Annotated in this window: 22 protein-coding genes; 9 read left to right on the plus strand and 13 right to left on the minus strand. The window is 73.5% G+C overall.

Annotated features, from left to right (window positions below; genetic code table 11):
* Positions 1-220: 220 nt before the first annotated feature.
* Both ABD899_RS09885 and ABD899_RS09890 read right to left on the minus strand, forming a co-directional pair.
* On the minus strand, positions 221-1525 hold the full coding sequence (locus tag ABD899_RS09885) for a class I SAM-dependent RNA methyltransferase (protein ID WP_345205211.1): 1305 nt from the start codon (positions 1523-1525) through the stop codon (positions 221-223).
* On the minus strand, positions 1525-3486 hold the full coding sequence (locus ABD899_RS09890) for an APC family permease (protein WP_345205741.1): 1962 nt from the start codon (positions 3484-3486) through the stop codon (positions 1525-1527). Before ABD899_RS09890 ends, ABD899_RS09885 begins: the two co-directional genes overlap by 1 nt.
* Positions 3487-3623: 137 nt before the next feature.
* On the opposite strand from ABD899_RS09890, the gene ABD899_RS09895 reads away from it, so the two are divergent.
* Together ABD899_RS09895 and ABD899_RS09900 are read left to right on the plus strand one after the other, a co-directional pair.
* The gene (locus tag ABD899_RS09895) at positions 3624-4286 is read left to right on the plus strand and encodes a potassium channel family protein (protein WP_345205214.1); all 663 of its coding nucleotides are present in this window, start codon (positions 3624-3626) and stop codon (positions 4284-4286) included.
* A gap of 17 nt (positions 4287-4303) precedes the next feature.
* A complete protein-coding gene (locus ABD899_RS09900) occupies positions 4304-5005 on the plus strand; it encodes a potassium channel family protein (protein WP_345205216.1) in 702 nt (233 codons plus the stop codon).
* An 89-nt stretch (positions 5006-5094) separates the two neighbouring features.
* Here the strand turns inward: ABD899_RS09900 and ABD899_RS09905 are convergent, their stop codons facing one another.
* The 7 genes from ABD899_RS09905 to ABD899_RS09935 all read right to left on the minus strand — a co-directional run bounded on the left by ABD899_RS09905 (position 5095) and on the right by ABD899_RS09935 (position 9975).
* Positions 5095-5829 carry a DUF3159 domain-containing protein gene (locus ABD899_RS09905; RefSeq protein ID WP_345205219.1) on the minus strand — a complete coding sequence of 245 codons (735 nt, stop codon included), beginning with the start codon at positions 5827-5829 and terminating at the stop codon, positions 5095-5097.
* Positions 5826-6185, minus strand: coding sequence for an OB-fold nucleic acid binding domain-containing protein (locus tag ABD899_RS09910; protein WP_345205222.1), 360 nt, complete (start codon positions 6183-6185; stop codon positions 5826-5828). Before ABD899_RS09910 ends, ABD899_RS09905 begins: the two co-directional genes overlap by 4 nt.
* Positions 6185-6988, minus strand: coding sequence for a DUF3710 domain-containing protein (locus ABD899_RS09915; RefSeq protein ID WP_345205224.1), 804 nt, complete (start codon positions 6986-6988; stop codon positions 6185-6187). The genes ABD899_RS09910 and ABD899_RS09915 overlap by 1 nt, the downstream gene beginning before the upstream one ends.
* A gap of 37 nt (positions 6989-7025) precedes the next feature.
* Positions 7026-7496 carry a dUTP diphosphatase gene (dut, locus tag ABD899_RS09920; RefSeq protein WP_345205227.1) on the minus strand — a complete coding sequence of 157 codons (471 nt, stop codon included), beginning with the start codon at positions 7494-7496 and terminating at the stop codon, positions 7026-7028.
* A 62-nt stretch (positions 7497-7558) separates the two neighbouring features.
* Positions 7559-7858 carry a DUF4193 domain-containing protein gene (locus ABD899_RS09925; RefSeq protein WP_345205229.1) on the minus strand — a complete coding sequence of 100 codons (300 nt, stop codon included), beginning with the start codon at positions 7856-7858 and terminating at the stop codon, positions 7559-7561.
* 144 nt (positions 7859-8002) lie between these two features.
* The gene (locus ABD899_RS09930) at positions 8003-8881 is read right to left on the minus strand and encodes an inositol monophosphatase family protein (protein WP_345205232.1); all 879 of its coding nucleotides are present in this window, start codon (positions 8879-8881) and stop codon (positions 8003-8005) included.
* A complete protein-coding gene (locus tag ABD899_RS09935; protein WP_345205235.1) occupies positions 8866-9975 on the minus strand; it encodes a ferrochelatase in 1110 nt (369 codons plus the stop codon). Before ABD899_RS09935 ends, ABD899_RS09930 begins: the two co-directional genes overlap by 16 nt.
* A gap of 108 nt (positions 9976-10083) precedes the next feature.
* Here ABD899_RS09935 and sepH point away from each other — a divergent pair, with 108 nt between their 5' ends.
* On the plus strand, positions 10084-11283 hold the full coding sequence (sepH, locus tag ABD899_RS09940) for a septation protein SepH (RefSeq protein WP_345205237.1): 1200 nt from the start codon (positions 10084-10086) through the stop codon (positions 11281-11283).
* A 125-nt stretch (positions 11284-11408) separates the two neighbouring features.
* On the opposite strand, the gene ABD899_RS09945 is transcribed toward sepH, so the two are convergent.
* From ABD899_RS09945 to ABD899_RS09960, 4 genes are read right to left on the minus strand one after another with little or no spacing between them, the layout of a single operon-like run.
* Positions 11409-12086 (minus strand): thymidine kinase, encoded by a 678-nt coding sequence (locus ABD899_RS09945; protein WP_345205239.1) that lies wholly within the window; start codon positions 12084-12086, stop codon positions 11409-11411.
* Positions 12087-12097: 11 nt separating this feature from the next.
* Positions 12098-13336 (minus strand): alkaline phosphatase family protein, encoded by a 1239-nt coding sequence (locus tag ABD899_RS09950; protein ID WP_345205241.1) that lies wholly within the window; start codon positions 13334-13336, stop codon positions 12098-12100.
* 7 nt (positions 13337-13343) lie between these two features.
* Positions 13344-13943, minus strand: coding sequence for a DUF5998 family protein (locus tag ABD899_RS09955; protein WP_345205243.1), 600 nt, complete (start codon positions 13941-13943; stop codon positions 13344-13346).
* Between the two features lie 49 nt (positions 13944-13992).
* Complete coding sequence (locus tag ABD899_RS09960) at positions 13993-16659, minus strand: bifunctional acetate--CoA ligase family protein/GNAT family N-acetyltransferase (RefSeq protein ID WP_345205246.1); 2667 nt, start codon at positions 16657-16659, stop codon at positions 13993-13995.
* A 66-nt stretch (positions 16660-16725) separates the two neighbouring features.
* On the opposite strand from ABD899_RS09960, the gene ABD899_RS09965 reads away from it, so the two are divergent.
* From ABD899_RS09965 to ABD899_RS09990, 6 genes are all read left to right on the plus strand, one after another.
* Complete coding sequence (locus tag ABD899_RS09965; protein WP_345205249.1) at positions 16726-17334, plus strand: nitroreductase family protein; 609 nt, start codon at positions 16726-16728, stop codon at positions 17332-17334.
* An 88-nt stretch (positions 17335-17422) separates the two neighbouring features.
* Positions 17423-19861: a DNA gyrase/topoisomerase IV subunit A gene (locus ABD899_RS09970; RefSeq protein ID WP_345205251.1), complete on the plus strand. Its 2439-nt coding sequence runs from the start codon at positions 17423-17425 to the stop codon at positions 19859-19861.
* 181 nt (positions 19862-20042) lie between these two features.
* Positions 20043-21419: an ABC transporter substrate-binding protein gene (locus ABD899_RS09975; RefSeq protein ID WP_345205254.1), complete on the plus strand. Its 1377-nt coding sequence runs from the start codon at positions 20043-20045 to the stop codon at positions 21417-21419.
* An 88-nt stretch (positions 21420-21507) separates the two neighbouring features.
* Positions 21508-22521 (plus strand): carbohydrate ABC transporter permease, encoded by a 1014-nt coding sequence (locus tag ABD899_RS09980; RefSeq protein ID WP_345205257.1) that lies wholly within the window; start codon positions 21508-21510, stop codon positions 22519-22521.
* Positions 22522-22523: 2 nt separating this feature from the next.
* Positions 22524-23474 carry a carbohydrate ABC transporter permease gene (locus tag ABD899_RS09985; RefSeq protein ID WP_345205260.1) on the plus strand — a complete coding sequence of 317 codons (951 nt, stop codon included), beginning with the start codon at positions 22524-22526 and terminating at the stop codon, positions 23472-23474.
* A 45-nt stretch (positions 23475-23519) separates the two neighbouring features.
* On the plus strand, positions 23520-24512 hold the full coding sequence (locus ABD899_RS09990; protein ID WP_345205262.1) for a LacI family DNA-binding transcriptional regulator: 993 nt from the start codon (positions 23520-23522) through the stop codon (positions 24510-24512).
* Positions 24513-24553 lie beyond the last annotated feature (41 nt).

A 24553-nucleotide genomic window follows, 5' to 3' on the forward strand; every position in this document is an offset into this window, starting at 1 on the left:
TGATGTCAAGATATCTAACCACACCGGGTCGGTCGTCGTCGAGCCTATGCCGCGCCGTGCCGACCCGCGAGGCCCGCCGTCCGGACACCGCAAGCGAGCCGCCGGACATGCAGTGGCCCCGTGGCTCGGTGGCGCCGAGCACGAAGGGCACTGAGTACGGCGGTCCTCGACGCCGACTGCCTGTCTGACGGCGCACCCGTCGTGGCGCGCAGTGGTCGCGTCAGGCCGGGACGAATCGGGCCACGCACTCGACGTGGTGCGTCATCGGGAAGGCGTCGAACGCCCGCAGGCCGTCGAGCCGGTAGCCGGCGTCGGCGAGGTAGGCCGTGTCGCGGGCCAGGGCGGCCGGGTCGCAGGCGACGTAGACGAGGACCCGCGGGCGAAGGCCCGCGACCTCGCCACACACCCCGCGACCGGCCCCGGTGCGCGGCGGGTCGAGCACGACGACGTCGGCGGACCCGGGCAGGAGCGGGGAGCGGGAGGCCTTGCGCGGGCGGGTGCCCCGCGGGCGCGCCGAGCCCCGGCGCGGTGGGCGCGCGACCCCGAAGGCGTCGTCGACCCGCGCCGCGAGCACCGCGACGTTCGGGCGGTCGCCCAGGTTGGCGCGCGCGTGCCCGACCGCGGTGGGGTCGGACTCGACGGCGACGACCTGGCCGGTCGGACCGACCGCCTCGGCGAGGGCCGCGGTGAACAGCCCGACCCCGGCGTACAGGTCGAGGGCGCGCTCCCCCGGCCGCGCGTCGACGGCGGTGGACACCGCCGCGACGAGGGTGCGGGCCGCCCCGGGGTGCACCTGCCAGAACCCGCGGGCCGAGACGGCGAACTCGCGGTCGAGGCCGAGCTCGCGCCCGTCGCCGCCCTGCCAGGCCACCTCGACCCGCTCGCGCACGACCGGCACCTCCCCCGCCGGCACCGCGACCGCGAGCGGGTCCCCGACCGAGGGGGCCACGGCATCCACGGCGTCCGCGTCCGTCCAGACATGCTCCGTGACCCCCAGGGCGTCGATCCCCGGGGCGGCGATCCGGCAGTGGCCGACGGGGACGACGTCGTGGGACCGGTGCCGACGCAGCCCCGCCCGTCCCTGGTCGTCGACCGCGAACTCGACGCGGGTGCGCCAGTCCAGGCCCTCGGCATCCCCGGGGACCGGCTCGACGACGACGTCGACCTCGAGCCGGGCCAGCCGGGCCAGCTGCTCGTGGACGACGTCCGCCTTGAGGGCTCGCTGGCGGGCGAGGGCGACGTGCTGGAAGTCGCAGCCACCACACCGGCCCGGGCCCGACCACGGACACGGTGGCACCACCCGGTCCGGCGACGCCGTGACGACGGCGACGGCATCCGCGCGCACGAAGCGCTCCCCGGCGCCGCACTCGGTCACCCGGGCGAGGACCGTCTCACCGGGCAGGGCGTGGCGCACGAAGAGGACCTGGCCGTCGTGCCGGGCGACGCAGTGACCGCCGTGCGCGACGGCGGTGACGTCGACCTCGACCTCGTCGCCGACCGCGAGGCCGGTGGGGTGCTCGGGCATCAGCCCTCGCCGCGTCGGACGTCGCCGGCGACCGGGCCGTCCATCCGCTCCTCCATGCCCTCGGAGGACGCGAGCTGCCACGGCACCGAGGACACCATGACCCCGGGGGTGAAGAGCAGCCGGGTGCGCAACCGCAGCGCGCTCTGGTTGTGGAGCACCTGCTCCCACCAGTGACCGACGACGTACTGCGGGATGTAGACGACGACGAGGTCGCGGGGGTTGCCCGAGCGGATCGACTTCACGTAGTCGACGACGGGACGGGTGATCTCGCGGAACGGGCTGTCGAGCGCCTTGAGCGGCACCGGGATGTCGCGCCGGTCCCACTCGGCCTGCAGCGCCTTCGTCTCGTCCGGGTCGACGTCGACCGTGAGCGCCTCGAGGATCGAGGGTCGGGTCGCCCGCGCGTACGCGAGCGCACGCAGGGTCGGCTTGTGGATCTTCGCGACGAGGACGATCGCGTGGACCCGCGACGGGAGCAGCTGGTGCTTCGTGTCGCCCTCGCTCACCGCGAGCTCGTCGCGCACGTGGTCGTAGTGGCGCCGGATGCGCATCATGACGACGAAGAGCACGGCCATCGCGGCGATGGCGAAGCCGGCGCCGTGGATGAACTTCGTCGCGAGGACGACGAGCAGGACGGTGCCGGACATCGCGGCCCCGATGCCGTTGATGACCCGGCTGCGCAGCATCCGGGTGCGGGCCACGGGGTCCCGCTCGAGGCGCAGGTGGCGCGTCCAGTGCCGGACCATGCCGATCTGGCTCAGCGTGAACGAGACGAAGACCCCGACGATGTAGAGCTGGATGAGGCTCGTGACCTTCGCGTCGTAGACGATGACGAGGAAGGCTGCCGCACCGGCGAGGATGACGATGCCGTTGGAGAAGGCGAGGCGGTCACCGCGGGTGTGCAGCTGGCGCGGGAGGAAGCCGTCGCGGGCGAGGATCGAGCCGAGCACCGGGAACCCGTTGAACGCCGTGTTCGCGGCGAGGACGAGGATGAGGCCGGTGACGATCGACACGAGGACGACCCCGACGTGGAACTCGGAGAACACCGACTTCGCCACCTGCCCCATGACGGTGTCCTGGACGTAGTCCTCCCCGACGGGCACGCCGTCGCGGGCGAGCTGCACGGCGGGGTCGTCGGCGTACTTGATGCCCGTCCACGTGGCGAGGGCCACCATCGACAGCAGCATCGTCACCGAGATGGTGCCCATGAGCAGGAGGGTCGTGGCGGCGTTGTGCCCCTTCGGCTTGCGGAACGCGGGGACGCCGTTGCTGATCGCCTCGACGCCGGTGAGGGCCGCGCACCCGGAGGAGAACGCCCGCAGGAACAGGAAGCCCAGGGCGATCCCGGTGACGGCCTCGTAGCCGGGTTCGGGCAGCAGCTCGAGCCCGGCGCTCTCCGCGGCCGGCAGCGTCCCGGTGAGCTTGCGGTACACCCCGATGAGCGCCATCCCGAGCACGGTGACCATGAACAGGTAGGTCGGCACCGCGAACGCCGTGCCCGACTCGCGCACGCCGCGAAGGTTCATCGCCGTGAGGGCGGCGATGATGCCCACGGCCACGATGGCCTCGTGGCCGCGGACGAAGCCGAAGGCCGCCGCCGCGTTCTGCACGCCGGCGGAGACCGAGACGGCCACGGTCAGCACGTAGTCGACGAGCAGGGCGCTCGCGACGCCGAGCCCGGCCTTCGGGCCGAGGTTGACGCTCGCCACCTCGTAGTCGCCCCCGCCGGAGGGGTAGGCGCGCACGTTCTGCCGGTAGCTCATGATGACGACCGCCATGACGAGCACGACGACGAGGGCGATCTCCCACGAGTGGGTCAGGGCCAGCGCACCGCCGGCCAGGCCGAGCGTCAGGAAGATCTCGTCGGGGGCGTAGGCGACCGACGAGAGGGCGTCGCTGGCGAAGACGGGGAGCGCGAGGCGCTTGGGAAGGAGGGTCTCGCCGAGCCGGTCGCTGCGCATGGCACGACCGACGAGCACGCGCTTGACGACACGACCGGATGCAGGCACGACAGACACTGTATTCCCGCCCGGTGAGGCCCCAAGCCCCCTTCGGGACACGGCGACCGGGCCTGCGGCCGCGGTGTAGCGTCGGCTCCGTGCACTTCGTCATCATGGGCTGCGGTCGGGTGGGCGCGTCCCTCGCCCGCGCCATCGAGCGCGCCGGACACGAGGTCGCCGTCATCGACCAGGACGAGGTCGCCTTCCGGCGCCTCGGGACGAGCTTCGAGGGCCGGACGGTGACGGGGGTCGGCTTCGACCGGGACACCCTGCGGGCCGCCGGCATCGACCAGGCGTACGCGTTCGCGGCGGTCTCGAGCGGTGACAACTCCAACATCCTCGCGGCGCGCGTCGCGCGCGAGAAGTACGGCGTCGAGAACGTCGTCGCCCGCATCTACGACCCCGGGCGCGCCGAGATCTACCAGCGGCTCGGCATCCCCACCGTCGCCACCGTCAAGTGGACGAGCGACCAGATGCTGCGCCGGCTCCTCCCCCAGGGGCACGTCCCGGAGTTCACCGACCCGTCGGGCAAGGTCGTCATCGCCGATATGCCGGTCTCGCTGGGGTGGGTCGGTCGGCGGCTCTCCGAGATCGAGGCCGCCACGGGCGGTCGCCTCGCGTACCTGACGCGGCTCGGCGACGGTCTCCTACCGGGGCCGGACACCGTCTACCAGGAGGGCGACCTCCTCCACATCGCGCTGCGGCGCGAGGACCTCGCGACGGCGGAGCGCGTCCTCGACGCGCCTCCCCCGGCACACTGACCTCGAAAGGGCCTCCCATGCGCGTCGTCATCGCCGGAGCCGGCAGTGTCGGGCGGTCCATCGCCCGCGAGCTGCTGCGCAACGGGCACCACGTGCTCCTCGTCGACCGCGACGCCGACGGCGAACGCGTCCAGAAGGTGCCGGACGCGAGCTGGCTGCAGGCCGACGCGTGCGAGATCGAGGCGCTCGGCGAGGCCGGGCTGGCCCAGTGCGATGTCGTCGTCGCCGCGACGGGTGACGACAAGGTCAACCTCGTGCTCTCCCTCCTCGCCAAGACCGAGTTCGGCGTGCCGCGCACGGTGGCCCGGGTCAACAACCCGAAGAACGAGTGGATGTTCGACGAGGCGTGGGGCGTCGATGTCGCCGTCTCCACCCCCCGCCTCATGACCGCCCTCGTCGAGGAGGCGGTGAGCGTCGGCGACCTCGTGCGGATCTTCGAGTTCCAGCAGGGCAAGGCGATGATGGTCGAGATGACGCTGCCGGTCGGCAGCCCCTACGCCGGGTCGCGGGTCGGGGACGTGCCGTTCCCGGGCAACACCGTGCTCACCGGCATCATCCGCGAGGGCCACCCGATCGCCCCGACGCGCGACGACGCGCTCGAGCCGCTCGACGAGCTGCTGTTCGTCACCACCCCCGACGTCGAGCCCGAGCTCGAGTCGCTGCTCAGCCCCGGCCAGCGGCACAAGCGCGACACCGAGGACCCGGACGACGACCTGTAGGCGGTCCTCCGCGCGCCCTCCGCCGCGGGCCCTCCGCCGCGGGCCCTCCGCTGCGGGGACTCGACCGCGGGCACTCCGCGGCCGGGGCGTCAGGCAGGCTCGTCCTCGGGGGCGCCGTCGGCCTCCTCCTCGACCGCACCGGGGCCTGCGCCGGGCTCGAGGGGGGTGTGCCCGGCGACGAGCATCCACCCCATGACGGCGAGCGACGCGACCCACAGCGGCCAGCCGAGGGCGATCTTGGCGGCCCCGAGCCACGCCACCTCGGCCGCGAGGTAGAGCGGCACCATGATGAGCAGCCGCACGGCGTAGACGCCGACGAGCACCCAGGTGAGCCGCGAACAGACCCGCACCATCCCCCGGTCCCGGCGCCAGCCGAACGGGTCCTCCTGCGCGCGCGGGTCGCCCGCGCCGACGAGGAAGCCGACCGCCGGCCACCGGGTGGCGATGGAGAGCAGCGTCCCGGCGAGGTAGGCCGCATTCGTGAGGATGCCGGGCAGGAACGCCGCTTCGGCCCGCCCCGAGCGGACGGCGAAGAACGCCGCGATGCCGGTCGCCAGCACCGCCCCGAGGACGTGCGTCAACGACGAGCGCTGCACGACACGGACCGCCGCGAGGACGAGGGCGATGCCGAGCGCCGCCCCGGCGGCCAGCGCGATGTCGCGCCGCCACGTCCAGATCGCGACGAAGACGACCGTCGGCAGGGCGGTCTCGACCGAGCCGCGCCAGCCCCCGAGGGCGGTCGCGAGCCGGTGCCGGATGAGCGCCTCGACGGTCTCCGGCGTCGCGTCGTAGCGGCGGTGCGGCGCCACGGCGTCGGGGGTCACGTCGTCGGCACGATCTCGTACGAGGGGTTGAAGATCGTCGGCATGCCACGGACCTCGGCGACCCGGCCCCGGGCCCGCAGGAACACCCCGGGCTCGATGCCGGCGATGCTGCGCCGACCGATCCACACGAGGTTGACCGAGCCGTTGCCGTCCCACACCTCGGCGACGAGGGCGGGGACGCTGCGGCGCGGCGGCAGCGTCACGGTGCGCACCGTGCCGCACACGACGGCCAGGTGCCGCGGGGCGAGCGCGGTGAGGTCGTCGCCGCCCTCGGTCTCGGACTGGGTGCGCAGCGCGTCGGCCTGGTGCTCGACCGGGGTCTTGCCCAGGTCGTGCAGCCGCGAGCGCAGGCTCATCACCGCACCTCGGTGATCTCGGGGCCGCGCTCGAAGGGGTCGAGGGAGCGGCGCTCGGCCTCGTCGGCGGCGTCCGCGTCGGCCTCCGCGGCCTGTGCGGCCCGCTCCGCCTCGCGCGGCAGGGCGAGCGGGAGCAGCTCGCGTGGGGCCATCGGCTCGGTGCCGCGCACGACGACGGCGGCGCGCAGGACGGCCAGGAGCGGCGCGGCGGCGGCCTCGTCGATCGCGGCCCGCCCCGAGAGGACGCCGCGCAGGAACCACCGCGGCCCGTCGACCCCGAGGAAGGTGGCCGGGGCGAAGACGGTGCGGCCGTCGGGGCCGGCGGACGGCATCCGGGTCCGCAGCTCCGTGCCGAGCGTGCCCTCGTGCTCCTCGGCGGTGCCGCCCTGGGAGCCGACCGCGTCGGCGATCTCGCGACGGATCTCCTCCCACAGCCCGCCGGAGCGCGGGGCGGCGAAGGCCTGCATCTGCAGGGCCGAGTCCCCGAGCACCGCGGTGGCGGCGTTGACCTGCTGGCTCGCCTGGTCGACCTCGAGCCGCAGCTCCATGCCCTGGACCCCGCGGACCCACAGCGCGCCGAGGTCGACCCGGCCGTCGCGGCCGTCGACCTCGGTGACGTCCCACGGCCCGTCGCTGCGGTCGACGCCGCCCGCGGCGTCGTCGCCGGCCGGCGACCCGTCGGCCGGCGCGCCCGTGCCCTCGACCTCACCGTCGGCGAGCCGGCCGTCGGCGTGCTGCGACTCGGCGTCACGCTCCGCGCGCGAGGCGCGGCCGGAGTCCTTGGATCGCTTGAAGATGCTCACGTCGGGGTCGTCCTCGAATCTGGTCTGGTGTGGCGGGTCAGGCGGGTTCGGCCGGGCCGAAGCCGCCGGTGGACCCGTGACCAGTCTCCCCCCGGCTGCTGCCCGGAAGCGAATCCGCGACGGCGAAGTCGGCGTGCACGTAGTGCTGCACGACGAGCTGGGCGATGCGGTCGCCGACCCGGACCGTGAACGGCTCGCGCGGGTCGAGGTTGACGAGGTTGACGAGGACCTCACCGCGGTAGCCCGAGTCGACCGTCCCGGGGGCGTTGACGACGGTGACACCGTGCCGGGCCGCGAGGCCGGACCGCGGGTGCACGAGCCCGACCGTGCCCGGCGGCAGGGCGAGGGCGATGCCGGTGGGCACGAGGGCCCGCTGGCCCGGCGCGAGGGTCACCTCGGCGACGCTCGTGAGGTCGGCGCCGGCGTCGCCGTCGGTGCTGTAGGCCGGCAGCCCCGCGTCGGGGTGGAGGCGACGGACGGCGACGGGGACGCGGGCGGGGTCGGTCACGGCGGGCGGGGCGTTCGGGGGCAGGAGGGGGCGCGGGGGGTCAGCGGCCCGCCGGGAGCCGCTCAGGCGGCGCACTCCCGGCACACGAGCACGCCGGACTTCTCGCTCGCGAGCTGGCTGCGGTGGTGCACGAGGAAGCAGCGCGAGCAGGTGAACTCGTCGGCCTGGCGCGGCAGGACCCGCACCGAGAGCTCCTCACCGGACAGGTCGGCGCCGGGCAGCTCGAAGCCCTCGGCCTGCTCGGTCTCGTCGACGTCGACGCTCGAGGCGCGCTTGTCGACGCGACGGCTCTTGAGCTCCTCGATGGAGTCCTCGGACAGCTCGTCGTCGGTCTTGCGCGGTGCGTCGTAGTCGGTTGCCATGCTGATGTCCACCCTCTCGTCGTGTGACCCGGCCGTGACAACGCACGGGTTGCCGTGTTTGTGCCCCGGGTGTCGCCGTGCGCGGTGATTGTGCACCATCCCGGCCCCCGGCGCCATGCCGGTCCACCCCAGCGCCCTCGCGGGTCAGTCCACCGGCCCGACGTGCCGTGCCGACAGCTCGCGCACGAGCGGCCCGAAGGCCTGCGCGAGGCCCGGCGCCGCCCCCCAGACGAGGTCGCGGGTCGTGACCTCGTCGACCGGTCCGCCGAGCACCGCCCCGGCCTCGCGGGCGACGAGCTCGCCGGCCGCGCGGTCCCACGGGTTGAGCGCCGCCTCGTAGTAGGCGTCGAGCCGGCCCGCCGCGAGCCCGCACAGGTCGAGCGCCGCCCCGCCGTGCCGGCGGATGTCGCGCACCCGCGGCAGGAGGTCGACGAGGAGGGCGGCCTGCCGGGCCCGCAGCGCGGCCGCGTAGCCGAAGCCCGTGCCGACGAGGGCCAGGGAGAGCTCGGTGGCGGCGGTGGCCCGCAGGACCCGTGTGCCGGCATCCGTCGTGAGCCGCGCACCGCCGCCGCGGTGGGCGTGGAACAGCTCGCCGGTCGCGGGGTTGAGGACGGCGCCGGCGACGGCCTCCCAGTGGCCCGGGCGGGTCGGGTCTCCGGTCACGACGGCGACCGACACGGCGTACGCGGGGATGCCGTACAGGTAGTTGACCGTGCCGTCGATCGGGTCGACGACCCAGGTGAGCCCGCTCGTTCCCGGGGAGCCGCCCTCCTCCTCCCCCAGGACGGCGTCGTCGGGGCGCTGCTCGCCGAGCAGCCGGACGATGAGCTCCTGGCTGCGCTGGTCCATCTCCGTGACGGGGTCGGTCGCCGTCGACTTCGCGGTGACGCCGAGGTCCGCGGGGCGCTCGTCGACGACGAGCCGGCCGGCGGCCCACGCCACCCGGCAGGCGACGTCCTCGAGGGCGGCCGCCCCGACGCCCTCGGGCACGTCGGATGCCGTCGCCATCAGTCGCTGCCGCACAGTGCGGGTTTCGCGGTGCGCAGGTTGGGGCAGCAGCCGGGGGCGCAGACCGACGGGCGGACGTCACCGGGCAGCCAGGCGTCCGGGACGACGACCTCACCGCGTGCCTCGGCGGCCCGCTCGAGGAGGAGGTCGACGAGGCCCTCGACGAACAGCTCGTCGGTGCCGGGCGTCGCGACCCGCACGAACGGCATCCCGACCCGTCGCGCCGTGGCGGCGGCCTCCGTGTCGAGGTCGTGCACGACCTCCATGTGGTCGGAGACGAAACCGATGGGTGCGACGACGACGGCCGACGCGGCTCGCTCGTCGGCGAGCTGCTCGATGCGGTCGTTGACGTCCGGTTCGAGCCACGGCTGGCTCGGGGGCCCCGACCGGGAGCAGAAGACGAGCTCGCCCTCGAGCGCGAGCCCGAGCTCGGAGCTCACCTCGTCGGTGAGCCGGCGACCCAGCCGCACGTGCTGGTCGACGTAGAGGTTGCCCTCGCCGTCGCCCGGGCCCGAGGTGTCGTCCATGGCCGTCGGGATCGAGTGGGTGACGTAGAGGATGCGCGCCCCCGACGGGTCGGGCAGCGCGCCGACCGCGGCCACGAGGGCCCGCAGCCAGGCGCGACCGACGCCCGGGTGCCCGCCGTACGGGCGGACCTTGTCGACGACGAGGCCGTCGGCGGCCGGGCCGACGTCCTCGACCGCGGCCGCGAGGTCCTCGCGGTACTGGCGGCACGAGGAGTAGCACGAGTAGGCGCTCGTGAGGACGGTGACGACGCGGGTCGCCCCGAGGTCGAGGGCCTCGTGGACGGCGTCGGCGAAGAAGGGCGCCGAGTTGCGGTTGCCCCAGACGACCGGCGTCGCGATGCCGCGCCGGTCGAGCTCGGCGCGCAGCCGGACGAGCAGGTCGCGGTTGAGGTCGTTGATCGGGCTGCGGCCCCCGCGGTCGAAGTAGTGCTCGCCGACGGCCTCGAGGCGGGCGTCGGGGATGTCACGGCCGGCGGTCACCCGGCGGAGGAAGGGCATGACCTCGTCGGGTGCCTCCGGGCCGCCGAAGGACCCGAGGAGGACGACGTCGTAGGGGGCGAGCGCGGCGACGGGGTCTGGCATGGCCCCAGCGTAGGCGGGCAATCCGGAGGTCCTCGGCGTGGGCTGCGCCGTCCGCCCCCGCCGGGATGGCACAGTCGGGACGACGACGAGCCACTCCGGGAGCCCGACATGCAGGACCTTCGCCTCATCGGCGTCCACGAGGACGGCCAGCACCTCCTGCTCGCGGACGCCGACGGCGGCCGCTACCGCCTCACCCTCGACGAGGCGCTGCGTGCCGCGGCCAGGCGCGACCGGCCGCGCCTGGGCCAGCTGCAGATCGAGATCGAGGGGGGCCTGAGGCCGCGCGACGTCCAGGCCCTCATCCGGCGCGGCCTGTCCGCCGAGGAGGTCGCCGACCGGGCCGGCTGGACCGTCGAGAAGGTGCGCCGGTTCGAGGGCCCCGTGCTCGCCGAGCGCGAGCACGTGGCCCGCATCGCGCGCCAGTGCGCCGTCGGCAGCCGGGGTGACGGGCCGCTCACCCTCGCCGATCGGGTCGCCGAGCGGCTTCGCGACCGCGGGGTCGAGCGCGACGTCGCGGAGTGGGACTCCTCGCGCGACGACGAAGGCACCTGGCAGCTCACGATGATCTTCCCTGCGGGCGGGCGCCAGCGCACGGCGACGTGGCGGTACGAGCCGCTCGGCGGGTCGGTGACGCCGACGAACGACGAGGCACGCTGGCTCAGCGAGGAGGCCCCGGCGCCCCCCGGCGCCATTCCCACCCCGCACCGGGCCCACCCCTCGGCCGACCTCGACGTCTACGACATCGACGCCGACGGCGGGGTCGGGGTGTCGCCCCGCCCGCGCGGGCACGACGAGCCGATCGACCTCATGGCGGCGATGCGCCAGCAGAGCACCCGCGGCCGACGTCGGCGGCGTCCGTCGCCGTCGCACACCCCGGGCGAGGACCGGCCGCGCGCCGACGCCCTGCCCATCGAGGACCTCGCTCTCGACCCGGCCGACGTGCCGCCGCCGCGGGCCGCCCGCGGGCGCAACCCGGTCTCGGCGCACCTCGACGAGCCGACCGACGACGACACCCTCGTCGGCGGGTGGCCGGAGGAGTCCGCGGTCCGCGTCGCCCGGGAGCCCGCGGCGCCGACCGAAGGTCACGAGGGCGGTGCCGGCACCGACACCGACGGCGGGCGCGACGACCGCGGTGGGCGCCGGGACGGCATCCCCGACGACGCCCCACCCCACGGGCACCCGGGCGACGACGCCGGCGGCGGGTCGGCACCGGCATCCCGACGTCCCCCGGCTCCGCGCAAGGGGCGGCCCAGCGTCCCGAGCTGGGACGACATCGTCTTCGGCACCCGCGGCGGCGGCTCCGGCTGACCGGGCGGCGGCCGCAGCCCGGTTCACCCGGCACACCCCCACCTCACCGGACCAGGCTTCTCCAGCCCGGAAGGGGCTTCTCGGGTCACCCGACAAACCCGGCGACCCTCACGGGGAGAACCGCCTCAGGGTCGGGGTGGGACCGCGCAGACGTCGAGGTCGAACGGCAGGGTGTCCGGCGACGGGGATGCCGCGCGCGCGGCGTGGCTGTTCATCCGCCGCATGTAGTGGCGCCGGCAGAGCACCTCGTACTCGACGACGCCGGCGCTCTCGCCCCCGGTGTCCCCGACGACGACCTGCTCGCCCTCGACGACCATGGCCCCGTCGACGATGCGTGCGTTGTGCGTGGCCTTGCGCCCGCACCAGCACAGCGCCTCGACCTGCAGCAGCTGCACCCGGTCGGCGAGCTCGATGAGGCGGCGCGAGCCCGGGAACAGCTCGGTGCGGAAGTCCGCGGTGATCCCGAACGCGTGGACGTCGATGCCGAGCTCGTCGACGAGCCGGGCCAGCTGCTCCACCTGGGCCGGGGTGTAGAACTGCGCCTCGTCGCAGATGACGTAGTCGACCCGGCCGCCCTGGGTCAGGCACTCGACGACGACCTCCCAGAAGTCGAGCTCGTCGCCGACCTCGATGGCCGGGGTCGACAGCCCGAGCCGGGACGACAGCACCGACTCCCCCATCCGGTCGAGCTTGGTGAAGATCAGGCCCCGTCGGCCGCGCGCGGAGTTGTTGTGGTCCATCTGCAGGGCCAGCGTCGACTTGCCGCAGTCCATCGTTCCCGAGAAGAAGACCAGTTCAGCCACGAGCGGACACCCTAGGCGACGACGGCGGGTGGCACGTGGACGACGGGCACGGCCACCTCGTCGTCGCTCAGCGAGCCGTGCAGCCCGACGAGGGCGAGCAGCTCGGGCCGGGCGCGCCGCGAGTCGACGACGGCGAAGCGCCCGCGCATGGCGACGACGACGTCGCCGATGCGCGGCAGGTTCTCGGGCAGCACCGTGCCGAACCACCCCGCGCCGACGGCCTCGTCACGGCGGTGCACGAGGGCGCGGTCGCCGAGCACCTCGGCCCACGCGGCCCGCACGTCGTCGGCCGCCCCGGCCTCGACGTAGAGCTGCGGTGCCCGGGCCTCCCCCGAGACGTGGCGGACCCCGGCCGCGAGCACGGGCTCGTGCGCCACGTCGAGGCGCAGCTCGTGCGGCGCGTCGACCATGCCGTGGTCGGCCGTCACGGTGAGCGAGCAGTCGGGCGGCAGCAGCGCGGCGAGCCGGCCCAGCTCGCGGTCGATGGACTCGAGCTCGTCGCCCCACTGCCACGACTCGCAGCCGTGGACGTGCCCCACCTTGTCGAGGTCACCCCAGTAGAGGTGCACGAGCGCCCGGGGTGCCGACCGCACCGCCGCGACGGTCGCGTCGACCCGGGCGGCGAGTGACTCGGCGGCCACGAACCGGCCACCACGCACGGCGGCGTTCGTCAGCCCGGACCCGTCGAAGAAGGCCGGTCCGACCCGCACGACCTCGACCCCGGCGCGCGCGACGGCCTCGAAGACCGTCTCGTGCGGCTGCCAGGTGCGGGGGTCGGGCCCGTCCTCCCAGGACAGCTCGTTGAGCAGCCGGTCGGCGCCCGGCACGAGCACCTCGTAGCCGAGCAGCCCGTGGGCGCCGGCGGCCAGGCCGGTGCCGAAGGTGCCCATCGACGTCGCGGTCGTCGACGGGAAGCCGCTCGCGACCCGCCGGGTGGTGCCGAGGTGAGCGCGCAGCCACGGTGCGTGCCCGGCCCGGCGCACGAGCAGGTCGTGGCCGAGCCCGTCGACGAGGACGACGACGGCGCGTCGCGCCGGGGGCATGAGGAAGCCGCCGGATGCCGGTTCCTCACCGCCGGATGCCGGTGCCTCGCCCCCCTGCCGCGGCACCCCGAGGCTCGTGGCCACGCTCGGCAGGACGTCGGCGAGCGACGGACCGGGGCCGACCGGCGGGTCGGGGGACGGGTCCCCCGTCGGGGGGCGGGTCGCATCGGACGCCGGGTCGGCCGGCGCGCCGCCGGGGGGCGTCATCGGCGGCTCAGCCCTGGCCGATGGCCGCAGACAGGTCGCGGGCGAAGGACATCGCCTGGGTCAGGGCGTCCTCACCGTCGGCGGCCGCCGAGATGCGCAGGGCGATGTCGTCGCCGGTGATCGTGCCCTCGTAGCCGTGGTCGGCGTCGCAGTCGGGGTCGGCGCACGACGCGGGGACGAGATCGAGCCTGGCCACGGTGCCCCACCCGAGGGTCAGGGTGATCTCGCGGCCGAGGCTGCCCGGCACGTAGGTCGAGGGGTTCTCGACGACGTGGGTGAGCATGACGCCGCGCACCGCCGACAGCGGGATCGACTCCGTCGTCGCCGTCGCGACGTCCTGGGGCGCAGGCGGCTCGTCGGCGTGGTCGTCGGCGTGCGCGATGAGCAACCGGCTCGGCGTGAGGACGAGCACCGTGATGTGCCGCCGCACGACGTCGCGGTCGAACGTCGTCTCGAGGTGCACGAGGTGGCTCTCGATGGGCTCCCGGACCAGGGCTGCGGCGACGACGTCGGCGACGAGGGCGGGGTAGTACCCGGCCCGCACGATCGCGGCGTAGAGGTCCGCCGGGAGGACGGGGGCGTCGGGGGCTCTGCTCATGGTCCCCATTGTGCCCGTCCCTGCGGCGCCCCCGTCACGTCCGCCCGACCGTCGCGGCTCACGTCAGCGAGCGCCGGCCCGGGTCGGCACGGCGCGGGGCCGGCGCGAGCACGATCTCGGCGCCGAGGACCTCCACGCCACCGGGGTGGGCGTTGACCGGGTTGAGCACGAGCGAGGCGACCTCGGGCAGGTCGTCGGCGAGGACGGACACCCGCGCGATGAGGTCGGCGAGCGCCGCCCGGTGCACCGGCGTCGCGCCCCGGTGGCCGTGCAGCACCGGGGCGGCCTTGACCGAGGAGATGAGCTCGGACACGGTGACGTCGGTGAGCGGCGGGATGCGGTAGGCGATGTCCCCGAGCAGCTCGGTCGGCAGCCCCGCGACGCTGAAGCCGATGACCGGTCCGAAGAGCGGGTCCTCGTCCGAGGTGATGACGCACGGCACGCCGGGCGTCGCCATCTTCTGGACGACGAGGCGGTCCGCGTCGAGCGGCGCGAGCCGTTCGGTGAGCGAGTCCCAGCCGGCGCGGAGCGCAGCCTCGGTGCGCAGGTCGACCCGCACCCCGCTCACCCCGCCCTGGTGGCGCATCATCGGCGCCGTCGACTTGAGCACCACCGGGTAGCCGACCCGCTCGGCGGCCGCGACGGCCTCGTCGGCCGAGCCCGCCTCCTCCTTGCCCCAGACGTCGACGCCGTAGGCCTGGAGGAGCGCGCTCGCCTCGTCGTGCGCGAGGCGCCGGCCCTTGGGGTCGACCGAGAGCACCGTGTGGACGACGTCCTCGGCGATCCGCCGGTTGATGCCGGCGGGGGCGACCGGGGTGCCGTGGTCCTTGGCCCGCCACTGGCCGTAGCGGGTGGCCGCGGCGAGCGCCCGGACGGCGTCCTCGGGCATCGTGTAGACGGGGATGGCGCGCGTCGAGCCGCCGGTGCCGGTCACCGACGCGTGCCCGTCGTCGACCCCCCGCATCCCGAGGAAGGTCGCGGCGCAGGGCTTGTCGGCCCCGGCCGCGGTGTCGCGCACCGCGGCCGCCACGTCGGCGTCGTTCGTCACGAGCGGGGGGATGAAGCAGGTGAGCACCGAGTCGACCTTGGGGTCGTCGAAGGCGCTGGCGAGCGCCGTGCGGAACTGGGCGGCCGTCGCCTCGGTCGGCAGGCACACCGGGCCGTGCGCCACGGTGAGGCCCCAGCTCGTGCAGGCGTCGGCGGTGAGGGTGCCGAGCGCGGTCGAGTTCCCGACGATCGCGACCCGGTCGCCCCTCGGCAGCGGCTGGTGGGTCACGAGCTGGGCGATGTCGAAGAGCTGGTGGACGTTCTCGACCCGGATGACGCCGGCCTGCTTGAGCATCGCCTCGAAGACGTCGGGCCGGGCCTTGGTGCGCCGCACCCGGTGCCCCGGGGGAACGCCGAACCGCGAGACACCCGACTTGACGACGATGACCGGCTTGATGAGGGCGAGGTTGCGGGCGATCCGCGAGAACTTGCGCGGGTTGCCCATCGACTCGAGGTAGAGGCCGACGGCGGCGGTGGACTCGTCGTCGATCCAGTACTGCATGAAGTCGTTGCCGGAGACGTCGACCCGGTTGCCCGCGGACGCGAACGTCGAGATGCCGAGGTTGCGGCGGGCGGCCGACGCGAGCACGGCGATGCCGAGGGCGCCGGACTGGGCGAACAGGCCGAACCGGCCGTGCGGGGGCAGGGTCGGCGCGAGCGAGGCGTTGAGCCGCACCTCGGGGTCGTTGTTGATGAGGCCGAACGAGTTGGGGCCGACGACCCGCATCCCCGAGCCACGGGCCCGGCGGAGCAGCTCGGCCTGCAGCCGCGCGCCGTCGCGCCCCTCCTCCGCGAAGCCGGACGACACGACGAGCAGCGCCTTGACGCCCGCCTCGGCGCACTCGTCGACGACCTCGAGCACGGCGTGGGCGGGCACCGCGACCACGGCGAGGTCGACCTGCCCCGGCACGGCCGCGACCGACGGGTAGGCCGTGCGGCGCCGCAGGGTGCGCACGTTCGGGTTGACCGGGTGGATGGTGCCGGTGAACCCGGCCTGGACGAGCCGGTCGAGCAGCTGGCTGCCGATCGAGTCGCGGCGCCGGCTCGCGCCGATGACGGCGATGGTGCGCGGGTGCAGGATCGAGCGCACGCTCAGCGCCTCGGCGCGGTGCTCGCGGCTCATCGCGACGGCCTTGGACGAGTCGGTCGGCTCGATGTCGAACCCGACCTCGACGATCCCGTCCTCGATGTGGCGGGTCACGTCGTAGCCGGCGTCGGAGAAGACCGCGAGCATCTTGCGGTTCTGCGGGAGCACCTCCGCGGTGAAGCGGGCGATGCCGAACTCGCGGGCGATGGCCGCGAGGTGCTCGAGGAGCACCGAGCCGATGCCCTTGCCCTGGTAGTGGTCGCTGATGTTGAACGCGACCTCGGCGCTGCGCGCGTCGATGCGGTCGTAGCGCCCGATGCCGATGATGTCCTCGCGCATCGTCGCGACGAGCGCCACCCGGTCGACGTAGTCGACGTGGGTGAAGCGGTGGACGTCGGAGTCGCTGAGGCGGCGCAGCGGGGCGAAGAAGCGCAGGTAGATGGACTCGTCGGACTGTGCGTTGTGGAACCGCCGGATGCCGTCGCCGTCCGAGGGCCGGATCGGCCTCAGGTGCGCGACGGTGCCGTCGCGCAGGACGACGTCGGCCTCCCACTCCGCGGGGTACCCCGGCGGGAGCGGCTCGTCCTCCATGGGCCCATCGTGCCACCCCCCGCACCCGGTCCGGGCGAGGTCCCCGCCGACCGGCACACTGGGGGCGTGGAGCTTCGCGAGGCCGTCCTGCGCCGCCGCATGGTGCGCCGCTTCGACCCGGACGTGGCGGTCGACCGCGAGGTCGTGCGCGACCTCGTCGGGCTCGCCGTGCGCGCCCCGAGTGCCGGCTTCAGCCAGGGATGGGACTTCGTCGCCCTCCTCGACCCAGCCGACCGGGCGGCCTTCTGGGCGGCGGCCGACGACGGGCGAGCCCCCACCGCGTGGCGCGCCGGGGTGTCCGCGGCCCCGGCGCTCGTCCTGTGCCTGTCCGACCCGGCGGCCTACCTCGACCGCTACGCAGAGCCGGACAAGGGGTGGACCGACCGTTCCGTCGAGCGGTGGCCGGTCCCCTACTGGGACACCGACACCGCGATGGCCGCGATGGTCCTCCTCCTCGGGGCGCAGGACGCCGGGCTCGGCGCCCTCTTCTTCGGGGTGCCCGCCGAGCGCCACGACGCGGTCCGGGCGGCGCACGGCATCCCCGGCGGGCACCGGATCGTCGGGGTCGTCGCCCTCGGCACCGAGGCCGGGCGGGTGTCCGGCTCGGCGCGCACGCGCCGTCGCCGCGGGCTCGGCGAGGTGCTGCACGAGGGGAGGTTCGGCGCGTCGCCGTGAGGGCCCCGCCGACCGTGGGCGAGGATGGTCGACGACCCTGCCGCGGCACGCCGCGGCCCGACCCACCCGCGGAGCAGAGCCCCACCCCATGGCCAAGCGCAGCACCCCCCCGCCCGAGGAGACCGCCGAGCGGATCGTCGACATCGACGTCGAGGAGGAGATGCGCAGCGCCTTCCTCGAGTACTCGTACAGCGTCATCTACGCGCGGGCCCTGCCCGACGCCCGGGATGGCCTCAAGCCCGTCCAGCGCCGCATCCTGTTCGGGATGAGCGAGCTCGGCCTGCGGCCCGAGCGCCCGCACGTGAAGTCGAGCCGGGTCGTCGGCGAGGTCATGGGCAAGTACCACCCGCACGGCGACCAGGCGATCTACGACGCGCTCGTGCGCCTCGCCCAGCCGTTCACGATGCGCCTGCCCCTCGTCGACGGGCACGGCAACTTCGGCTCGCTCGACGACGGTCCGGCCGCCTCGCGCTACACGGAGGCCCGGATGGCCCCGGCCGCGCTCCTCATGGTCGCCGGGCTCGACGAGGACACCGTCGACGTCGTCCCGAACTACGACGACTCGCTGACCCAGCCCGGCGTGCTGCCCGCCGCCTACCCCAACCTCCTCGTCAACGGTGCGAGCGGCATCGCCGTCGGCATGGCGACGAACATGGCGCCGCACAACCTCGTCGAGGTCGTCGGCGCCGCCCGCCACCTCATCGCCCACCCCGACTGCTCGCTCGACGACCTCATGCGCTTCGTCCCCGGCCCCGACCTGCCCGGCGGCGGGCGGATCATCGGGCTCGACGGAATCCGCGACGCCTACCTCACCGGTCGAGGCAGCTTCCGCACCCGGGCCACGGCCCGCGTCGAGAAGCTCACCCCGCGCAGGATGGGCATCGTCGTCACCGAGCTCCCCTACCTCGTCGGCCCGGAGAAGGTCATCGAGCGGGTCAAGACCCTCGTGCAGTCCAAGAAGCTGCAGGGCATCTCCGACGTCAAGGACCTCACCGACCGCAAGCACGGCCTGCGCCTGGTGTTCGAGGTCAAGAACGGCTTCAACCCCGACGCCGTCCTCGAGCAGCTCCACCGGCTCACCCCGATGGAGGACTCCTTCGGCATCAACAACGTCGCGCTCGTCGACGGTCAGCCGCGCACCCTCGGCCTCAAGGAGCTGCTTCGCACCTACGTCGACTTCCGCATCGACGTCGTGCGCCGCCGCACCGAGTTCCGGCTCGCCCGGCGGCGCGACCGCCTGCACCTCGTCGAGGGCCTGCTCGTCGCGATCCTCGACATCGACGAGGTCATCCAGCTCATCCGCACCTCCGACGACGCAGCGGCCGCCCGGGCGCGCCTCATCTCCGTCTTCGACCTGTCCGAGGCCCAGGCCGAGTACATCCTCGAGCTGCAGCTGCGGCGGCTCACGAGGTTCTCCCGGATCGAGCTCGAGGCCGAGCGCGACGAGCTGCGCCGCCAGATCGAGGAGCTCGAGGCGATCCTCGCCGACGAGAAGCTGTTGCACCGCACCGTCTCGGGCGAGCTCGCCGACGTCGCCAAGGCCCACGGCACCCCGAGGCGCACGGTGCTCCTCGAGTCCGCCGGCACACCCGCGTCGGTGGCCACCCCGCTCGAGGTCGCCGACGACCCGTGCTGGGTGCTGCTGTCCTCGACCGGCCTGCTGGCCCGCACCTCGTCCGCCGACCCGGTGCCGGGCGAGGGGGCCCGGGCCAGGCACGACGCGATCGTCGGCGCGGTGCGCACGACGGCGCGCGGCGAGTTCGGGCTCGTCACCTCGCGCGGTCGGATGGTGCGGATGTCGGCCCTCGAGCTGCCGACGTTGCCCCCGCTCGGTGGGTCGCCGAGCCTGTCGGGCGGGGCGCCGCTCGCCGTCTACGTCGACCTGCCCGCCGGGGAGGAGCCGCTCACCATCGTGCCGCTCGACCCCGACGGCCCGGGCATCGCCCTCGGCACGGCGCAGGGCGTCGTCAAGCGGGTCACGCCGGACCACCCGGCCCGCCCCGACTGGGAGCTCGTCGCCCTCAAGGACGGCGACCACGTCGTCGGCGCCGCAGCGCTGCACGACGGCACCGAGGACCTCGTCTTCGTCACGAACGACGCCCAGCTGCTGCGCTTCCCGGCCTCCGCGGTGCGGCCGCAGGGCCGCGCGGCCGGGGGGATGGCCGGCATCCGCCTCGCCCCGGGCGCGCACGTCGCGTTCTTCGGCGCGGTCGACCCGGCCTCGGATGCCGTCGTCGTCACCTCCGCCGGGTCCTCCGACGCCCTGCCGGGCACCCAGCCAGGGTCGCTCAAGGTCACGCCGTACGGCGAGTACCCCGCGAAGGGGCGCGGCACGGGCGGCGTGCGCGCCCACCGGTTCCTGCGCGGGGAGGACACCCTCGTCCTCGCGTGGGTCGGGGCCGTCCCGGCCCGCGCGTCGGGGGCCAACGGCGTCGCGCTCGACCTCCCGGAGGCCACGGGACGGCGGGACGGCTCCGGCACGACCCACCCCGCGGTCGTCGCGGGCATCGGTGCGCCGGTGCGCTGACCGCGCCGCGAGGCGTCCGGATGTGACCAATCGGACACCGCCCCAACCGTGTTACGCAATCGTTACCGCCTCGCGGGCCGGGATCGTTGCGCGGCATGTGAAAACGCTTTTACGTTGGACCCGGTTCCCTCATCGCCGAGGCCCAGCGTCTCGGCGCGACCAGTGAAATGGAGGCGGGCACATGGCCCATCACTCAAAGCGTCGCATCGCGACGTTGGCCGGAGTCCTCGCGGTGGCCCTCACCGCGACGGCCTGCGGAGGCTCGGACGACGGTGGAGACACCGGCGACAGCGCAGCCGCCAGCATCGACTGCGCTCCCTACGAGGCGTTCGGCGACCTCGAGGGCAAGACGGTCACCGTCTACACCTCGATCGTCACCCCCGAGGACCAGTCCCACATCGAGTCGTACAAGCCGTTCGAGGAGTGCACGGGCGTCACGGTGAAGTACGAGGGCTCCAAGGAGTTCGAGGCTCAGCTGCCCGTGCGCGTCAAGGGTGGCAACGCCCCCGACATCGCCTACCTGCCGCAGCCGGGTCTGCTCCAGACGATGGTCGCCACCGGCGCCGTCAAGCCGGCTCCGGAGGAGACGGCCGCCAACGTCGACAAGTGGTTCGGTGAGGACTGGAAGGCCTACGGCACCGTCGACGGCACCTTCTACGCCGCACCGCTGGGCGCGAACGTCAAGTCGTTCGTCTGGTACTCGCCCTCGGCCTTCGCCGACAAGGGTTACCAGGTGCCCACGACGTGGGCCGAGCTGCTCACCCTGAGCGACAAGATCGCGGCCGACAACACCGACGGCACCACGAAGCCGTGGTGTGCCGGCATCGAGTCGGGTGACGCGACCGGCTGGCCGGCCACCGACTGGATGGAGGACGTCATGCTGCGCACGGCGGGCCCCGAGACCTACGACAAGTGGGTGAACCACGAGATCCCGTTCAACGACCCAGCCGTCGCCACGGCGCTTGCCGAGGTCGGCAAGATCCTCAAGAACGACAAGTACGTCAACGGCGGTCTCGGCGACGTCAAGACGATCGCCTCGACGGCCTTCCAGGACGCCGGACTGCCGATCCTCGACGGCACCTGCTACATGCACCGTCAGGCGTCGTTCTACGCGGCCAACTGGCCCGAGGGCACCAAGGTCGCAGAGGACGGCGACGTCTGGGCCTTCTACTTCCCGGCCCAGGACGCGACCGCCCACCCGGTGCTCGGTGGCGGCGAGTTCGTGGCCGCCTTTGCCGACCGTCCTGAGGTCAAGGCCTTCCAGACCTTCCTGTCCTCGGACACCTGGGCCAACCTCAAGGCGGACACCACGCCGGACATCGGCGGCTGGCTCTCGGCCAACAAGGGCCTGGACATCGAGAAGCTGAAGACGCCGATCGACAAGCTCTCGGCCGAGCAGCTGCAGGACCCCAACGCGGTCTTCCGCTTCGACGGCTCCGACCTCATGCCGGGCGCCGTGGGTTCGGGCACGTTCTGGAAGGGCATGACCGACTGGATCACCGGTAAGGGCGACCAGGAGGTGCTCGACTACATCGAGCAGTCCTGGCCGGCCTCCTGACCTCAGGTCCACCCGAGACGGGGGTGGGGCGGAAGCCCGCCCCACCCCCGTCTCGTCTCCCCCCGCGAGACCCACGGAGGTTCAGTCAATGGTGTCCAGCATGGTCGGCAGCGTCGCCGCCATCCCCGAGCCGCTGCTACGTGCGCAGAGCGTTGCCGGGAAGTTCTTCCTCATGTTCTTCGCGATCGCCGTCTTCGCCGCGATCTTCGGCCTCATCCTCTTCCTCGCCTCCCTGTTCAAGGGCCGCTCGGGCGAGAAGGTGCAGGGTGGGCTGTTCGTGCTGCCGGCGATCTTCCTCCTCGCCGTCGGCCTGATGTACCCGGCGATCCTCACGATCAACCAGTCCCTGCGGGGCCGCTCCGGCGAGGGCGCATTCACGCTGCAGAACTACTCCGACATGTTCACCCAGCCCGAGCTGCTCACCGTGCTGCGCAACACGGCGCTGTGGGTCATCCTCGTGCCCGTCTTCGCGACCGGCATCGGGCTCCTGTACGCCATCCTCATCGACCGCGCCCGGGGTGAGGCGTTCGCCAAGGCGCTCATCTTCCTGCCCATGGCGATCTCGATGGTCGGCGCGAGCATCATCTGGCGGTTCGTCTACCAGTACAAGCCGACGTCGGCCGACCAGATCGGCATCCTCAACGCGATTCTCAAGGCGCTGGGCTTCGAGACCCAGCAGTTCCTCATCGACGCCCCCCGCAACACCTTCATGCTCATCATCGTCATGATCTGGATCCAGGCCGGGTTCGCGATGACCGTGCTCTCGGCGGCCATCAAGGCGATCCCCGACGAGATCATCGAGGCGGCCAAGCTCGACGGCGTGCAGAGCTTCAAGATGTTCCGCTACATCACCCTGCCGAGCATCCGCGCCGCCCTCGTCGTCGTCGTCACGACGATCGGCATCGGCACGCTCAAGGTCTTCGACATCGTCCGCACCATGACCGGCGGGCAGTTCGACACCTCGGTCGTCGCCAACGAGTTCTACGCGCAGAGCTTCCGGTACAACGCCCCGGGCCTCGGCGCCGCGCTCGCGGTGCTGCTGTTCATCCTCGTCATCCCGATCGTCGCGTACAACATCGTCCAGATGCGGAAGGAGGCCTGAGCATGAGCACACTCGAGCCCACAGCAGTGCCCGAGAAGGTCACCTCCGAGATGGCCGACGCGCCGAAGAAGCAGAAGCGGCACAAGAGCGCGGCCGGTGACGCCGCCCGCGCCATCAGCTCGCCCTGGGCGAGCCTGATCGCCGTCGTCATCGCGGTGCTCTGGACGATCCCGACGATCGGCCTGCTCGTCACCTCGTTCCGCAAGCCGATCGACATCAACCGCAGCGGCTGGTGGACCTCGTTCTTCAGCCCGCAGAGCTACACGCTGAGCAACTACGAGCAGGCGCTGGCTCCCGGGTCGTCCGCGGGCCTGGGGCAGTACTTCATCAACACGATCGTCATCACCATCCCCGCGGTGGTCCTGCCGATCTTCCTCGCCTCGCTCGCGGCCTACGCCTTCGCGTGGATGCCGTTCCCGGGCCGTGACGCGCTCTTCGTCGCGGTCTTCGCGCTCCAGATCGTGCCGCTCCAGGTCGCGCTCATCCCGTTGCTCGACATCTACGTCAACACCCTCGGGATCGGTGCCTCGTACTGGAGCGTCTGGCTGTCGCACACGATCTTCGCGCTCCCCCTCGCGACCTTCCTCATCCACAACTTCATGAGGGAGCTCCCGGGAGAGCTCATGGAGGCGGCGCGGGTCGACGGCGCGGGCCACGTGACGATCTTCTTCAAGATCCTCCTGCCCCTGCTCACCCCGGCGATCGCGGCGTTCGGCATCTTCCAGTTCCTCTGGGTCTGGAACGACCTGCTCGTCTCGCTCGTGTTCCTCGGCGGGACGCCCGACGTCGCGCCGATCACCGTGCGGGTCGCCGAGCTCTCGGGCACCCGCGGCAGCGCGTGGTACCTGCTCTCGGCCGGTGCGTTCATCTCGATGATCGTGCCCGTCGCGGTGTTCCTCGCCCTCCAGCGGTACTTCGTCCGTGGCCTCCTCGCGGGTGGCCTCAAGGGCTGAGCCGCCGGCCGGAAGGGGGCGAGCACCATCAGCACCATCACCGACGTGGCGCGGGTGGCCGGGGTGTCGGTCGCCACGGTCTCCCGCGCCCTTCGGGGACTGGACCGGGTCTCCCCCGAGACCCGGGAGCGGGTCCTGCGCGTCGCCGAGGACCTGCACTACGTCGCGTCCCCGACGGCGACCTCGCTCGCGTCGGGACGCACCCGCGTCGTCGCCGTCGTCGCCCCCTTCCTCACCCGGTGGTTCTTCGCGATGCTCGTCAGCGCGATCGAGAAGAGCCTTCGCGCCCACGGGCACCACGTCATCCTGTTCGACCTCGAGGACGACAGCTACGACCAGCGCCTCATGCTGTCGCAGAACATGCTGTGGAAGCGGGTCGACGGGGTCATCACCCTCAACGTGCCGATGGTCGCCGAGGAGGTCGAGCTCGTCGACCGGCTCGGGCTGCCGCTCGTCGCGATCGGCTCACCCGTGCCGGGCCGGGCCTGCGTGCGCATCGACGACGCCGTCGCGATGCGCACCGCCGTCGAGCACCTCGCGGGGCTCGGCCACACCCGGATCGGCTACATCGGCGCGGTCCCCGAGAACGTCGCGCACATCCAGACCCCCCAGGACCGCCTGCGCGCCTTCCTCGACACCGTCCGCGACCTGGGCCTGACCTGCGAGGACTCGTGGATCCTCGGCTCGGACTGGACCGCCCAGGCCGCCGCGCTCGACAGCACCGAGCTGCTCTCGCGTGAGGACCGGCCCACCGCCATCGTCGCGGCGTCGGACGAGATGGCCATCGGGGTGCTCGCGAGCGCCCGGCGGCTCGGCCTGCGGGTCCCCGAGGACCTGTCGGTCACCGGGATCGACGACTTCGTGCTGAGCGGCGTGCTCGGGCTGACGACGGTGCGCCAGGACGTCGCCGGGCTGGGCCACGCGGCGGCCGAGCTGCTCCTGCGGGCCCTCCTCGAGGACGACGAGTCGACCGACGAGCTCGTGCTCCCGACCGAGCTCGTCGTGCGCGAGTCGACCGGACCCGCGCCGACGGGCTGACCCCCCGGGCTGACCCGCCCGGGCAGACCCGACCTGCTGCC

It is taken from the genome of Fodinibacter luteus (assembly GCF_039541575.1).
Taxonomy (GTDB): domain Bacteria; phylum Actinomycetota; class Actinomycetes; order Actinomycetales; family Dermatophilaceae; genus Fodinibacter; species Fodinibacter luteus.